Origin of the sequence: Microcystis sp. M44BS1 (assembly GCF_020244875.1) — a bacterium.
Taxonomy (GTDB): domain Bacteria; phylum Cyanobacteriota; class Cyanobacteriia; order Cyanobacteriales; family Microcystaceae; genus Microcystis; species Microcystis panniformis.
Window position 1 is genome coordinate 16,041 of sequence record NZ_JADBVM010000049.1, and the last position, 13,773, is coordinate 29,813.

The following is a 13,773-nucleotide window of genomic DNA, read 5'->3' on the forward strand; positions in this document are numbered from 1 at the left end:
TTTCATTTTTGAATTGGCGATTTAAGATCAGTTTTGTTTAAGTATCTTTTACCATGACTTCTACATCGAACTTTCAGTCGAAGATAGTCTCAGAGTTTTAGCCGACCTCGAACTCAGGCTAGTTGCTCATTTTCACAGCAAAAACTGCATCCATAAATTTATCGCCGAATTTTAGCATGGAAATTGACACACTACTGCAGCAAATTGATATTGGAGAAGACCAAGAATATGAGTTTAAATCAGCCGAGGGAGGCTTGCCAAAAGACATTTGGGAAACTCTTTCAGCTTTCGCTAATACCGATGGCGGTTACATTATTTTGGGTGTTAGCGAAAAAAAACCTAGATTAGAAATTACAGGAGTGCGTAACCCTAAAAATCTTCAACAAGAGTTTTGGGATAACCACAACAACCGACAAAAACTGAATATATCTATCTGTTCTAATTCAGACGTAGAAGTTAAAAAGATTAATGAATATCAGCTTCTCATTATTCATATTCCTAGAGCTACCCGAACTCAGCGTCCTGTATATATTAACAATAACCCAATGACTGGTACATATAAGCGAAATTATGAGGGAGATTATCGCTGTCATAAGGAGGAAATAGAGCAAATGTTTCGCGATGCCAGCAATGAACCTCAAGATTTTCAAGTTTTAGATAATTTTAATCTCAACGATATTGATCCTGATACTCTGAAAGTATTTCGCCAACGGTTCAGCAATCGCGAACCCGATCATCCTTGGTTAGCATACAATGATCAACAATTACTCCATCAGTTAGGAGGATGGCGACGAGATAGAAATTCTAGCAAAGAAGGATTAACTGTAGCGGGTTTACTCATGTTTGGACGAGAACGCAGTATTTTAGATGCTTTCCCCCATTATAGTCTCGACTATCAGGAAAAATTCTCTGACGATCCTGAAAAAAGATGGACATATCGCTTAACTCTTGATGGTAAATGGGAAGCTAATTTACTTAACTCTTATTATCGTGTTTATGGCAGATTAATTAATAATTTAGATGTTCCTTTTCAATTAGACAAAGATGCCGTTCGTAAAGATGAAACCCATGTTCATGAAGCTTTAAGAGAGGCTTTAGTTAATACTTTAATCCACGCCGATCACCAGTCGTCACGGCCTATAAAGGTGGTAAAATCTATCGATGGCTATCTGTTTTCTAATCCCGGTCGTCTGAGAATTCCCCTACAGCGTCTCTATGAAGGCGGTACTAGCGATCCTCGTAATCCTCATCTACAAAAAATGTTTCAAATGCTCGGATTAGGTGAAAAAGCTGGCTCTGGATTTGGGAAAATTCTTCGTGCTTGGAAAGAACAACAATGGTTGAGTCCCCTAGTTTCGGAAAAACTTGACCTAGAAGTTACATCTGTTAATTTACCGATGACAAGTTTTATTCCCGAAGCAGTTGAAGTGGAATTAAAAAGGATTATCGGGGATGCTTACCGTCAGTTAGGTGATCTTGATAGGATAATATTAGTATTAGCGCATCAGTTTGAGGAAATTAGTAATACTGACATTCAGCGTTATCGATCAGAACATCCCAGAGATATTAGCGAACGCCTTCGTAATTTAGTTCAAAATGGCTGGTTACACCAGTCAGGTAAGTGTCGGGGAACACGCTACACCCTACCGAACCAGAATTTTTCAGCGCAACTTTCTCTATTACCAAGCTCCGAACATTACCCACCAAGCTCCGAACATTACCCACCAAGCTCCGAACATTACCCACCAAGCTCCGAACATTACCCACCAAGCTCCGAACATTACCAACAGTTAGAGGCAATTGCTGAACCCATACGCAGAAAAGGCCGCATTAGTAAAGACTCGGTACGAAAAGTGATTCTTGAACTATGCTCCCAACAATATCTACCCCTCGGAACATTAGCTCAACTGCTCGGAAGAGAACCTGATACTATTCGTAATCACTATGTCAACCCGATGATAGATGAGAGATTGCTGGAGCTTAAACACCCCCAACTAAGGAACCATCCTCAACAAGCTTATCGAACAGTATCTCGATCGCATTTCCTATCAGCGCAAGATGAGTAAACACCCGCTCCTCAAATCCGAGAGATTAAGGGGACTACATCGGCAAGCCACTAATTTAGCGATCGATACCTAACTTACCACTTAACATTTCCCTGACCATTTGAGCGGTAGCAGGGGCCAATAAAACCCCGTTGCGGTAGTGTCCCGAGGCCAGAATAACGTTATCGTATCCGGGCAAATATTCGATGATGGGAGCGGATTTTTTCTCCGGTCGCGGTCGCTTACCAGACCAAGTACGCACGATCGCACCCGCAGCCAAAGAGGGACAAAAAGCGATCGCTTTTTGATACACTTGCTCTAACAGAGCAGTATCGGGGATAATTTCGCCCTTTTCGTCCATAAATTCCACCGTTGCTCCAATCCAGTATTCCGCTCCAGCCAAAGGCAGAATATGCAGGTCATTTCCCGTTAAAATCGGCTTAAAATCGGAACTTTCTAAGGGCTGCGTCAATTTTATCTGCAAAGCTTGCCCTAAAACTGGTCGAATCTCCACTGGATGGCTAAGAGTTTCAGTTAAAGCAGTGGAACCGATTCCCGCAGAAAGAATCAAAAAGTCGCTTTCCTCTATACCATTGGAACTATAAACCTGGGTACATTGCCTCAAATTAGAGCCATGAAGCTCTGTCTTCCCGAAATTTTCAACTTTTACCCCAAATTGACATTTAACCCCCCTTCTTGCCGCAGCAGCGACGAGAGCCTCCGTGAGCAGGACCGGATTAATTTGATGATCCCTGGGAGAATAGATGGCACCCTGGAGATGCTCGCTGGCCACTTGGGGACATTTTTGGTTTAAAGTCTCTTTATCCCAGATTTCTAGACAATATCCCTGTTCTTGGCGGATTTGGGCTAACTTGCGCCAATTTTCTTCGTCTTCGGCACTCGATCGCAGGAGGACAATGCCATCACGGTAACAGGGAATAGTCAGTCCGGTGAGGGATTCTAGCTCAGGAAGGAGGGTTTCGTAACGTTTTAAACTTTCTTGCCGCAGTTTCCAGGCTCTACCTTTAGTTTTATGGCTGATAATCCCCATTAAAATCCCTAAAGCTGCCCCGGTTGCTCCTTGTCCCGGTTTTTTTTCATCGATGAGGGTAATTTCTAATCCTTCGATGGCGCTTAATTCGTAGGCAATGGTGGCCCCCACTATCCCCGCACCGATGATGACAATTTTAGTCATAAACTCCAGAGGCTATTTTTCTAGTGGGAATAGGACTAAAAAGGGTTGAAATCTGTTCAACCCCAATCATTAATTACAGAACCCGGAAAATAAAAGGATAACGGAAAACCTTATAAGCATCGTTCCAGACTTGCAGAATAGCAAGAATGGGGAGAACAATATTCACCACAGCAAGAATCGGTAAGAGCAAATAACCGATTAAAACCCAAATTAGAATCCCGGCAATTAGGTAGTATAACCACATATTCAGGTGAAAGTTTAAAGCTTCTTTGGCGTTTTCCTTCACCGTTCCATCATCAGAAATGAAATAAATAGCTAAGGGAATCCCCACCGATACCAGCGTAGCACTCAAAAAGATCGAAGCGTGACAAGCCACGGATAGGAGTCTTTTTTTGGTTAAATCTTCACTCATGACCATCGGGTTTATCCCCCTAAAATTGTCGGAGAAAGCGGATATCGCTATTATAACAACGGCGAATATCGTCTATCTCATGTAATACCATAGCAAATCTTTCCACGCCAAAACCAGCAGCAAAACCCGTATAGAGTTGGGGGTCATAACCGACTGCTTTTAAGACATTGGGATCCACCATACCACAGCCCATCACCTCCAACCATTTGCCTTTCCACTGTACATCTACCTCGGCCGAGGGTTCGGTAAAAGGGAAGTAGGAAGCGCGGAATTTAACTGGTAAATCGGCCCCAAACATTTGCTTAAGAAATTCTTTAATTGTTCCTTTCAAATCCGTAAAAGTTAATCCCCGGTCCACCGCTAATAATTCCACTTGATGGAAAACCGCGGAATGGGTTGCATCCACGGTATCGCGACGATAAACCCGGCCCGGGGCCACAATCCGAATCGGGGGTTCGTGACTTTCCATGTAGCGAATTTGGACCGGGGAGGTATGGGTCCGCAATAAACGACCATCCCTCAAGAAAAAAGTATCCTGCATATCCCGGGCCGGATGGTCAGCAGGGATATTTAAAGCCTCAAAATTATAATAATCGCTTTCTACCTGCGGCCCAGTGGCGATGCTGTAACCCAGACCGACGAAAATATCGATCATGCGATCAACTGTGCTATTTAAGGGGTGAATTCGCCCTAAAGGACGGCTAAGAGCAGGTAGGGTGACATCGAGGGTTTCCGCCGCTAATTTCGCTTGAATTTGGGCATTATTTAGACTTTCTCGCCGGGATTCCAGCAGCGATTGTACTAATTCTTTGACCTCATTAGCGATCGCACCGAGGCGCGGTCTATCTTCGGGGCTTAATTTGCCCATTTCGCGTAAAATCTGCGATAATTCTCCTTTCTTACCCAGATAATTCACCCTTAGCTGTTCCAAGTCTTCTAGGGTTGTTGTTTCTTCGATGGAATTTTCCGCTTTCCCTGCTAAGGTTTTTAGGGCAGTTTCGATCGGATGGGGGGATAAACTCATAATTAGGGCATTTTCTAGGGCAGCATTCTAGTCTAGTTTATCTGCTCGGGTGGCGGGAGAGGCAGAATCAATCAAAGCTAATAGCTATGTGCTACGATGGAAGTCGAGAATAAAAGTCGGCACTGCGGCTCGTTGTCAGTATTAATGGTCAAAGCGTTTCTGTTTAGTATTGGTTCAGCTAGTTCCCGAAATCTTGGTTCTCTACAAATCTGTTGTTTTTATCTGTGCAAGGATAGTTTTTATGTCAATTTATGTTGGTAATCTCCCCTTCGAGGTTGACCAAAACGACGTAGTCGAAGTTTTTACCGAATATGGTACAATTAAGCGCGTTCACTTTCCCATGGAGCGGGAAACGGGAAGAAAACGCGGGTTCGCTTTCGTGGAAATGGAAACCCCAGAGCAAGAATCGGCCGCTATTGCCGCTCTTGACGGCGCTCAATGGATGGGACGAGAATTAAAAGTCAATCAAGCTCGTGAAAAAGAACCCAGATCTTCCTTCGCTGGTGGCAATCGCAATCGGGAGCGTCGCTACTAATCCCTGATCGTAACCATTCTAGGTTATCGGAAATTTGGGTTGAAAACCCCGTCCTAAAAGGACGGCTTTGTGCGAGAATGTTTGTCGGTGGTTCCGAGCGTGAGAACGTGAGGAAACAGGTTAAACGTCCTACTCCGTGATCTCAAAATTTCTAACAGTCAATGGTGTTCAATTAAGTCCAAACTGTAAGAACGCAAAACAATTAAATACTGTGGGACACACAGAAATTTACGCTTGGGGAGTAGTCCATAAGAGTGCTTGCCTTATCGGTGTAGTCGGACTAGACATGAAACCGTAAGACCAAAATTAGCGTTGCTAGTGGAGGCAGGATTCAGCCCAAGAATCTCCGCACTTTTAGGGCGGAGAGTGTCAATGTCAATAGGGGGAGCGATCGCTCGTTTCCCCGCTTGTCTATCTAATATCCCAAGGAGATTCTTGTGGCCAAACGTCGTAATTTGAAAAAAGAAAAAGCTGAACGCAATCGCGCCTACGCTCGTCAATTCCGGGCTGCCTCTAATCGTACCACCACCAGAGGAGGTAGAGGCGGTTATTCCAGCGATCAAAGACAATCTTCGGAAAATGAAGGGGCAGCCGATACCTAATCTGCTGACTTAGTTAAACTAGCAATAAAAGCCATAGCCTCGCTTTTATTGCTGACTATTCCATCTAAAGTCGCCCCCAACACCGCCGCAAGTAATAGTTTAAACTGGGGACCGGGTTGATAACCCAAAGCTTTAAGGTCATTGCCGTCGATAGGAGCCTCAATCTGCGACCATTTAGTTAAATATTGCCAGATTAAACCCCGAATCCTAGTCTGACTCCTCACCGCCACCAGTAACAAACTAGGAACCTGATAACCATTGAAAAAGCTGACAATGTGACTGACGGGTCGATCATAAGCAAAATTATTGCTAATCTCCTTTTCCATAACTTCTAGTTTTTGTAAACGCTCCACAGTATCTTTGGGCAATTGTAAATTATTAGCGATCGCTATTCTTGCCCCCACAGCCAGAGAAGCGATTAATAATTCCAACCGCATTAACCAAGCATTTACCGGCAATTCCAGACTTAAACAATCTAACCAACGACTGAGACAGCGCAATTGTCGCCATAAAGCCCGATTTAAACTTAAATCCCCGTGTAAACAGTGCAAAGCCCCCAAATCGGCCAACTTTTCTAAGGCACTTTCCCAGTAATCCGCCTCTAAAATATAATTCAACTCCGCTTTTAAACGGGACTGTAAAGCGGGTGCATTCTGATTTTGTTGCCGTGAGCGCTCATAAACTCCACTTTCGATCGCATACCTAATATAGCTTTCTGTCAAGGGTTCAATAACAAATCCTAACCGAGTGGCAAAACGCACCGCTCGATAGATGCGCGTCGGATCCTCAATAAAACTATTAGCGTGGAGAACCCGGATTTCTTGGGCGCGTAAATCCAACATACCGCCAAAAAAGTCGAGTAATTCCCCCTCTTTCGGCGAAGTTAGGCGAATTGCCAGAGCATTAATTGTAAAATCCCTTCTATACAAATCCTGTCGAATCGAACTAGCCTCCACTTGGGGATTACTGGCAGGATAGGGATAGAATTCCGTGCGTGCCGTGGCGATATCCACCCATAACGAGCCAAAACGCTCATCTTTGTGCCATAACAAAGCCGCCGTCTGAAATTCCCCGTGAATCGATAACCGGGCCCCCGGATAAATTTCGCGTAAACAATTAGCCAATTCTACCCCCGCACCCACACCGGCGGCACGATGGCAGCCATCCACCACTAAATCGATATCCTGTAACAGTAAAGTATCCCTTTCTGTGGCTAATAATAAATCCCGCACTGCACCCCCAACCAGATAGAGATGCCAACCGCGTTTTTGAGCGGCAGCGGCGGCAGCTTGCAGAAATGACCATAAAATCGACTCTAAACGCTCTTTAATCGTCGGTAAAAGACAGGAAACCAAAGCAACCCCTTCAAAACGCACCCGCTCATTTTGATGAATCTGTCTTAATACATCTGTACGAGTGACGATACCGACTAACTGCCCATTTTCTAGTACAGGTAAACGCCCTAAATCATACGTTACCATCAGCGACTCGATTTCCTGAAGAGAAGTGTCGGGGGTAATAGTTTTCGGATTACAAGTCATGTATCCCTTCACAGGAGAGCGAGAAAAGCCGTGATGGAGAGCTAAATCGAGGTCACGACGAGAAATCACTCCAACTAAGCGATCCTGCTCATCTACCACCGATAACCCCGAATGGCCGTAACGAAAAAGGATGCGCTCGGCTTGAGATATGGAAGTATCGGGACGAATTGTTCGCACTGGGGAAGACATTAAATCCCTAGCAGTGGGAGAAGGAGGAATTTGAGCAATTAAGTCCCCCAGCAGTTGGTTTAACTGTTGAACTGGCTGAACATCGCGAAAACTCACCGAAGCGGCCTGAGCATGACCACCGCCGTTATAGGGGGAAAAAAGCTGATATAGATTCACCCCATCGATTCTAGAGCGACCAATCACAGTTAAACGCTGTCGGGAATTATCTTCCTCGTCTTTACTATAACTATGGCCAAAAAGTAGCGCATCACTATCGGATAATTCCAGTAGGCGCTCGGCCACACTAGACAAACCCGGGATAAAATCGGCAGTATGGAGAAGAACGTGGGCGATTTTACGGTCATAAATCGTTTTAATCTCTAGATTTTCCCAAGCAAGGCTAAATAACTCCTGTAAGCGCGGGGAAAAACTCGGTTGACAGTATTGGGCGATCGTTTTAATGTTAGCAGCACAGGTCATTAACCAAGCCAAAGCATAGGCATCCCTGGGGGTACTACCGGCAAAAGTCAGGGAACCCGTGTCAACGTGAATACCGAGTGCCATTACCGTCGCTGCCATCGAGTTTGGTTGAATGTGGGCTTTTTGTAAAGCTTCGACAATTAAAGTCGTGGTGGCTCCCACTGCTTCTAAATGGACGCTAGAGGCATGAATATCGCTTTCACTATCTAAATGATGATCATACAATTCGATCGCCTGTAAATGCCCTAAATCGAGCCACTGGGAGGCTTTTCCCAGACGCTCTCGCCACTGATTATCAACGATAATTAAAGAGCGAATACGGGCCGGATTGACACTACGCAGTTCAATTAAAGCGAATTCATCCCGATGCAGGGCCAAAAATTCCCTCACCGTCGGGTGCGCTCCCCCCGTTAACACAATGCGACTACCCGCTTTCAGCAACGATAAACCCACCGCTGCCCCCAAAGCGTCAAAATCCGCCGTTTGATGACATAAAATTAAATCCATAGTTTTTTTTGGGGTTTTAGGGGTTGGGGTTTAGGGGTTGGGGGTTTTGGGGTTTTAGGGTTTTGGGGCATTAGTTGAATTTCCCCATTTCCCCACCACCTATCCCCTAATCCCTATCTCTTATTTCCATTAAGTAACAAAACTTGGTAGGGTTGAAAACTGCGAGAGTAAGTTGCGCCAAAAGAGGTAAAATCAGGATACATCCGAGAGCCGATGACCTTGAAGATGGGCGCAAGCAACCCGTAAATCCATAACCTAAATGGTTCAAAAATATGGTAGTAGCGAAGATGTTGATCTTTCAAGCGAGGTAGTCAATTAGGATATGTGCAAAAGTAAGTTCAAATGCCTTGTGGCTATGAACTAAAGGTCTTGCCGTTTAGACCTTGGATGTCCTTATTCTTTGAGCGGAAGTAAACCACTCATTTAACAAGTCCTTCCAAAACTTCAGTTGTCTATAACTCTGGAGAACGGTAGTATATCAGGGAGAATTATCTAATATCAAGTGTTTTAGGAGAACCCAATCATGTCTATTGTCTTTCAATTTTTTCTCATTGCCCTAGTTTTATTTTCCTTGCTGATGGTGATTGGTGTCCCCGTTGCCTATGCTTCCCCCCAAAACTGGGACCAATCGAAACCCCTTCTCTATGTAGGTTCGGCAATTTGGGCGATTTTAGTTGTTGCCGTCGCTATTTTAAACTTTTTAGTGATTTAGTTTCGATCAGGGGAACGGGAGTCAGGAGGAGGTAGGGTGATAGGGTTTTGGGGTGATAGAGTGATGAGACAGCTTCCCCCACTTCCCCACTTCCCCACTTCCCCACTTCCCCACTTCCCCACTTCCCCACTTCCCCACTTCCCCACTCCCCAATTCATAATTCATAATTCCCACTCCTATCCCCTTCTACCTATGACTGTTTTTGAGGGAAATTTTACCGAGGATATATCCTCTTGGCGCTTTGCGATCGTGATTGGTCGTTTTAATGATCTGGTCACTGATAAACTGTTATCAGGCTGTCAAGACTGTCTCAAGCGTCACGGGGTTGATGTTAATCCCGACGGTACGCAAGTGGATTATATCTGGGTACCCGGTAGCTTTGAAGTGCCAATGGTAGCCCGTCAAGTCGCCCTTTCCCACCGTTACGATGCCGTTATTTGTCTAGGGGCAATTATTCGCGGCCAAACGCCCCATTTTGACTACGTTGCTGCCGAGGCTGCTAAAGGCATCGCTGCGGCTGCTTTTCAGACAGGTGTTCCCGTTGTCTTCGGTATTCTCACCACTGATACTCTACAACAGGCCCTCGAACGGGCCGGTATTAAAAGTAATTTGGGCTGGAATTATGGCCTATCTGCCCTAGAAATGGCTAGTCTCATGCGTCAATTGCGCCCCCGGGATGAAGATAAACCCCTAGAATTATTGCAAAATAATCCCCAACAGGCACTGATGGAAGGCTAAGAAAATTCCCCCAGCATTTAGGATTTTAGTTGTCCCCACTCCCGGAGTTCCACTGATGAGCGAAGCTGAACAGAACAAATATATTAACCAACTCAGACGGCAATTAGTCAACGCTGTCGAGAGAATCAAGACTCTGGAATTAGATTTAGAACCAGAGGGGCGGATTACGGCAGCTTTTGACGCTATGGAACGGCATATAGATGAAAAATTCGCCGCAGTGGATGAAAAATTCGCCGCCATTGACAAGCGCTTTGATCGTTTGGAACATCAGTTCAACCGACTACAGGCTAAGATAGAAGTGGTTCTCGAAGCTATTACCGGTTTGGGGGATTTGCCAGAAGATGAATCATTGTCAAAAAATGCTCCAAACCACTTGACAAATGCTCTGAGATTTGGCATACTTAGGGAAGTGTAAAAAAACGGCTTGCGGGCATAGCTCAGTGGTAGAGCGTCACCTTGCCAAGGTGAATGTCGCGCGTTCGAATCGCGTTGCCCGCTTAGAAAAATCTTGAAATATACCTTAAGGTCAGGATGAATAATTTAGGGATATACCTTAAGATGGGAATTATCCGTGTGCAATAGGGTTGAGGATTTGGGGCAACCATTGAATCCCTTAGCTATTGACCACGAGCGACTAAAAACAACCATTTATAAACAAAAAATTAGCTTGTGCGACCGCATAAATATACCAAAATCGACCAACACCAAGACTATCCTTGTCCCTGTCGTCGGAAAGGCACATTATGCCCGATTTTATTGACCGATGCCTTTGGCTGCGATCGCTGTCAACAGATATTTGTGCTACAGGAAAACGGTCAAATTATCGAACAATTAGCCCCCCACTATCCCTATAAACGCAGTTGGCGCTGGACGGGATTTCGTTGGGTGAGTACCAATCAGCGCCTTGGACAAGAGGTATTACCCCTGATGGTGGGGATAATTCTGTTATTATCGGTCGTTTGGCTACCCTTAATTTTAAAATCACCGCCGGGGGTAAGCGTGATTTTTGGGGCAATTCTAGTTATGCTATTAGTTATTTTGCCCGCATTCATCTTTTGGTTAGCCTATCGACGCTAGACAAGAATCTATGATCGAAAGTTCCCCCAAAACCCCCCCGACGATCTTTAAGCAAGCATACAATGCTTTTCTGTATCTAGGTCAATTCAATGGCAACGAAAGAAATCGCGGGGTAATCGCGATCGCTAATGCCATTAAAACTGGCTTTGATCGCATTTTAGAAGCCAATACCCTCGATTTAGAAGTCAGTCGAGAGATGGCCGTCTCAGAACAAATGATTCGCTGGTTACGGTTAACTCCCGAACGTTTAGAGACGACGGTGGAGGTATTGCAACAACTAGCGGAAGCATCGGATCCGCTGCAACAGGTAATTAACGCGGCCTATCAACTTAATCCGTCCCAAACCTATTGCCAAAGAATGCCTTTAGGAGTGATTGCCTTAGTCTATGAAGGTTTTCCCGAATTAGCGATGGTAGCGGCGGGATTTTCCCTAAAAAGTGGCAATAGTTTGATTATTCGCGGTTCCAATGCCTCTAGTCATTCCGATGGAGTGATTACGGAAATTATCCAAGAAGCATTGGAAGATGTGGGTTTACCGGTGGATTGTGTGAGTGGTTTACCCTGTGATTGTAGTCCCTCCCTAGAGGAGTTAGTGACCCAGGAAAATTATGTTAATTTGATTATTCCCTACGGTCGCCCTAGTTTAATCGGTCAGGTGAGTCAATTGGCCACGGTTCCCGTTTTGCGTGCGGCCATGGGAAACTGTTATTTGTATTGGTCTCCTAGTGGCGATTTGGAGTTAGCTCGTCAGGTAATTATCGATAGTCATGGCAGCATACCCGATCCGGTTAATGCGATCGAAAAAGTTTTAATTAGTCCCCATCACAATTCTTCAACTTTAAGTCGTTTGTTTAAAAGTTTGCAGGAAAAAGGCTTTAAATTGCGGGGAGATACCCGATTAGCGGCGGATTTTCCCGAACATTTAACCATTGCTACCGATAATGATTGGCAAAGACCCTATTTAGAAAAAACGGTGGCCTTTAGGTTAGTGGATACCCTCACTGATGCGATCGCTTGGATTAATAAGTATAGTAGCGGTCACGCGGATTGTATTGTCACCGAATCCTATCGAGAAAGTCGTCAATTCGCCATGGAGTCCGATAGTGCTTTAGTTTATATCAATTCTTCACCCCGATTTGATCGCAATCCCAAACAGGGAGAATCGGTGTTTTTGGGCATTTCCAACCAAAAAGGCCAGCGCCGGGGGTTAATCAACCTAGAAACCTTTACCACCCTTAAACAGGTGGTGCAGGGGTAGTTTTGGTGAACTGGGTATTGTTAAGTTAGCTAGGGTTTGCGGCAAAAAGTTTTTCGTGGGGGTAGGGGTAGGGTTGATTCATGAATCAACCCTACGACATCGGGGGGGGGCGGGGGCAAGAGGCAACCCCCCCTGCCCCCCGACATCGGGGGGGTAGGAGGAATAAATAATCAGTCTTTAATAACTGGATTTAGTATTAGAACAATGGCGAGAAAATGACAGTTTTTAACTGAAATTACTGTCCAAACAAAACCGAACTATTGCCAGATCCTTGGAACAAGATCCAAGTCATCAGCAGATTAGATACAAAAATCGCTAAGAGCATAGTGACTACGGCCGCGGTCGTAGCTTGGCCGACTCCCTTAGCACCGCCATCGGTCGTTAAACCCCAATTACAGCCGATAATCGCGATTAAAGCCCCAAAAACCAACCCTTTAACCGGTCCACTCAGCACATCTCCCACGCGCAGGAAACCGCGAACCGAGTCGAGAAAAACTGAATTAGCAATCCCGTATAAACTTTGGCCGACCAGCAAACCGCTACCTAAACCGATCAGCAACGCCATAATACTCAAAGCGGGAACCATAAGACAACAAGCAATTAAACGGGGCAGCACCAGATATTCCACGGGATCGGTTTTGAGCATATAGAGTGCGTCGATCTGCTCTGTCACCTTCATGGTACCGATTTCCGCCGCAAAAGCTGATCCTACCCGACCGGCTACCACGATCGCCATCATAATCGGACAGAGTTCCCGACCGAGAGCAAGGGCCAAAATTCCCCCCACCATACTGCCAGCACCCAAGGCTTGGAACTCCCGGGCCACTTGGATAGTAAAGATCATCCCGATCACCGCGGCCGTGATCATGGCAATAATCAGGGAAGCAGGCCCGGCTGCCACCATTTGTTCTTGGGTGACGCGCCAATCGGGTTGGCGCGTGAATAGGAAGTAAAAAACCCTGCCGGTTAATAGTACCGCTAACCAACAGCGCCGAAACCAAGAGCTTAATTCCTTGCTAAAAATCGCCAATAAATTCTTCATTGTCCCCAAAATCGATCGGACTAGAGAAAAGTCTATCCTGTTTTGTCTTCTAATACCAAATCCTGTTATAGCAATTTCCCTAGTTGTGAGGTACAGAGTCTTAGGTTTTGAGGAGTCAGGAGTTAAGATTTTTGTGTACCTCATGAGATTGGGAAACGCTATATAATAAAACGAGTAAAGACAAGGAGATAAAATGCTCAAGAAAGCTTACTTAGCCGAACATCTAAGTTCAGAGGAACTGATACTAAATCTGGTTATTAAAAACTGATTATTTATTCCCCCTACCCCCCGATGTCGGGTAGGGCTGTTTCATTCTCCCATCAGAATATCAAAAGTAAAAGCGATCACTATCAGGTAAAATGAGGAGTGACCGCCAACCTTTCAAATATATGTTGAGCTTAATAGAAAAACTAAAACAAGTCAAGGACTTTCGGAAA

Annotated in this window: 13 protein-coding genes, 1 tRNA gene and 1 pseudogene; 9 read left to right on the forward strand and 6 right to left on the reverse strand. The window is 45.0% G+C overall.

All coding sequences use genetic code 11. The annotated features are described in order from the left end of the window. The first annotated feature begins 176 nt into the window (after window positions 1-176). Window positions 177-2,066 (forward strand): RNA/DNA-binding domain-containing protein, encoded by a 1,890-nt coding sequence (locus tag IM515_RS02865; protein WP_287628147.1) that lies wholly within the window; start codon window positions 177-179, stop codon window positions 2,064-2,066. Between the two features lie 55 nt (window positions 2,067-2,121). Here the strand turns inward: IM515_RS02865 and IM515_RS02870 are convergent, their stop codons facing one another. From IM515_RS02870 to pheS, 3 genes are all read right to left on the reverse strand, one after another. Further along, window positions 2,122-3,240: an NAD(P)/FAD-dependent oxidoreductase gene (locus IM515_RS02870; protein ID WP_287628148.1), complete on the reverse strand. Its 1,119-nt coding sequence runs from the start codon at window positions 3,238-3,240 to the stop codon at window positions 2,122-2,124. Window positions 3,241-3,313: 73 nt separating this feature from the next. Beyond that, complete coding sequence (locus tag IM515_RS02875) at window positions 3,314-3,658, reverse strand: DUF4870 domain-containing protein (protein WP_287628149.1); 345 nt, start codon at window positions 3,656-3,658, stop codon at window positions 3,314-3,316. Window positions 3,659-3,671: 13 nt separating this feature from the next. Continuing rightward, window positions 3,672-4,676, reverse strand: a complete 1,005-nt coding sequence (pheS, locus tag IM515_RS02880) for a phenylalanine--tRNA ligase subunit alpha (RefSeq protein WP_287628150.1) — start codon at window positions 4,674-4,676, stop codon at window positions 3,672-3,674. Between the two features lie 241 nt (window positions 4,677-4,917). Here pheS and rbp point away from each other — a divergent pair, with 241 nt between their 5' ends. Continuing rightward, entirely contained in the window at window positions 4,918-5,211 is a 294-nt protein-coding gene (gene rbp, locus IM515_RS02885) for an RNA-binding regulator (RefSeq protein WP_002767494.1), read from the forward strand. Window positions 5,212-5,648: 437 nt separating this feature from the next. Next, on the forward strand, window positions 5,649-5,813 hold the full coding sequence (locus IM515_RS02890) for an Asl3888 family RNA-binding protein (protein WP_002733784.1): 165 nt from the start codon (window positions 5,649-5,651) through the stop codon (window positions 5,811-5,813). Here IM515_RS02890 and IM515_RS02895 read toward each other — a convergent pair. Beyond that, on the reverse strand, window positions 5,810-8,509 hold the full coding sequence (locus IM515_RS02895) for a CBS domain-containing protein (protein WP_287628152.1): 2,700 nt from the start codon (window positions 8,507-8,509) through the stop codon (window positions 5,810-5,812). The genes IM515_RS02890 and IM515_RS02895 overlap by 4 nt on opposite strands. 523 nt (window positions 8,510-9,032) lie before the next feature. On the opposite strand from IM515_RS02895, the gene psbZ reads away from it, so the two are divergent. Beyond that, window positions 9,033-9,221, forward strand: coding sequence for a photosystem II reaction center protein PsbZ (psbZ, locus tag IM515_RS02900; RefSeq protein ID WP_002732865.1), 189 nt, complete (start codon window positions 9,033-9,035; stop codon window positions 9,219-9,221). 21 nt (window positions 9,222-9,242) lie between these two features. On the opposite strand, the gene IM515_RS02905 is transcribed toward psbZ, so the two are convergent. Further along, complete coding sequence (locus IM515_RS02905) at window positions 9,243-9,386, reverse strand: hypothetical protein (protein WP_287633173.1); 144 nt, start codon at window positions 9,384-9,386, stop codon at window positions 9,243-9,245. Window positions 9,387-9,413: 27 nt separating this feature from the next. On the opposite strand from IM515_RS02905, the gene ribH reads away from it, so the two are divergent. From ribH to IM515_RS02930, 5 genes and pseudogenes are all read left to right on the forward strand, one after another. Further along, window positions 9,414-9,959, forward strand: a complete 546-nt coding sequence (gene ribH, locus IM515_RS02910; RefSeq protein WP_002767497.1) for a 6,7-dimethyl-8-ribityllumazine synthase — start codon at window positions 9,414-9,416, stop codon at window positions 9,957-9,959. Window positions 9,960-10,014: 55 nt separating this feature from the next. Continuing rightward, window positions 10,015-10,311: pseudogene (locus IM515_RS02915) on the forward strand (hypothetical protein); the annotation flags it as partial. A 74-nt stretch (window positions 10,312-10,385) separates the two neighbouring features. Further along, a tRNA-Gly gene (locus tag IM515_RS02920) sits at window positions 10,386-10,457 on the forward strand. A gap of 171 nt (window positions 10,458-10,628) precedes the next feature. Further along, window positions 10,629-11,036, forward strand: a complete 408-nt coding sequence (locus IM515_RS02925; protein ID WP_002767499.1) for a hypothetical protein — start codon at window positions 10,629-10,631, stop codon at window positions 11,034-11,036. 10 nt (window positions 11,037-11,046) lie between these two features. Beyond that, entirely contained in the window at window positions 11,047-12,294 is a 1,248-nt protein-coding gene (locus tag IM515_RS02930; RefSeq protein WP_002767500.1) for a glutamate-5-semialdehyde dehydrogenase, read from the forward strand. 235 nt (window positions 12,295-12,529) lie between these two features. Here IM515_RS02930 and IM515_RS02935 read toward each other — a convergent pair whose 3' ends face one another. Further along, a complete protein-coding gene (locus IM515_RS02935; protein WP_043996589.1) occupies window positions 12,530-13,336 on the reverse strand; it encodes an MlaE family lipid ABC transporter permease subunit in 807 nt (268 codons plus the stop codon). Between the last annotated feature and the right edge of the window lie 437 nt (window positions 13,337-13,773).

Bases quoted from the DNA above. Each gene is read 5' to 3' on its own strand.
- IM515_RS02865 (WP_287628147.1), top strand. From the start codon at position 177: ATGGAAATTGACACACTACTGCAGCAAATTGATATTGGAGAAGACCAA.
- IM515_RS02870 (WP_287628148.1), bottom strand. From the start codon at position 3,240: ATGACTAAAATTGTCATCATCGGTGCGGGGATAGTGGGGGCCACCATT.
- IM515_RS02875 (WP_287628149.1), bottom strand. From the start codon at position 3,658: ATGGTCATGAGTGAAGATTTAACCAAAAAAAGACTCCTATCCGTGGCT.
- pheS (WP_287628150.1), bottom strand. From the start codon at position 4,676: ATGAGTTTATCCCCCCATCCGATCGAAACTGCCCTAAAAACCTTAGCA.
- rbp (WP_002767494.1), top strand. From the start codon at position 4,918: ATGTCAATTTATGTTGGTAATCTCCCCTTCGAGGTTGACCAAAACGAC.
- IM515_RS02895 (WP_287628152.1), bottom strand. From the start codon at position 8,509: ATGGATTTAATTTTATGTCATCAAACGGCGGATTTTGACGCTTTGGGG.
- psbZ (WP_002732865.1), top strand. From the start codon at position 9,033: ATGTCTATTGTCTTTCAATTTTTTCTCATTGCCCTAGTTTTATTTTCC.
- IM515_RS02905 (WP_287633173.1), bottom strand. From the start codon at position 9,386: ATGAATTATGAATTGGGGAGTGGGGAAGTGGGGAAGTGGGGAAGTGGG.
- ribH (WP_002767497.1), top strand. From the start codon at position 9,414: ATGACTGTTTTTGAGGGAAATTTTACCGAGGATATATCCTCTTGGCGC.
- IM515_RS02930 (WP_002767500.1), top strand. From the start codon at position 11,047: ATGATCGAAAGTTCCCCCAAAACCCCCCCGACGATCTTTAAGCAAGCA.
- IM515_RS02935 (WP_043996589.1), bottom strand. From the start codon at position 13,336: ATGAAGAATTTATTGGCGATTTTTAGCAAGGAATTAAGCTCTTGGTTT.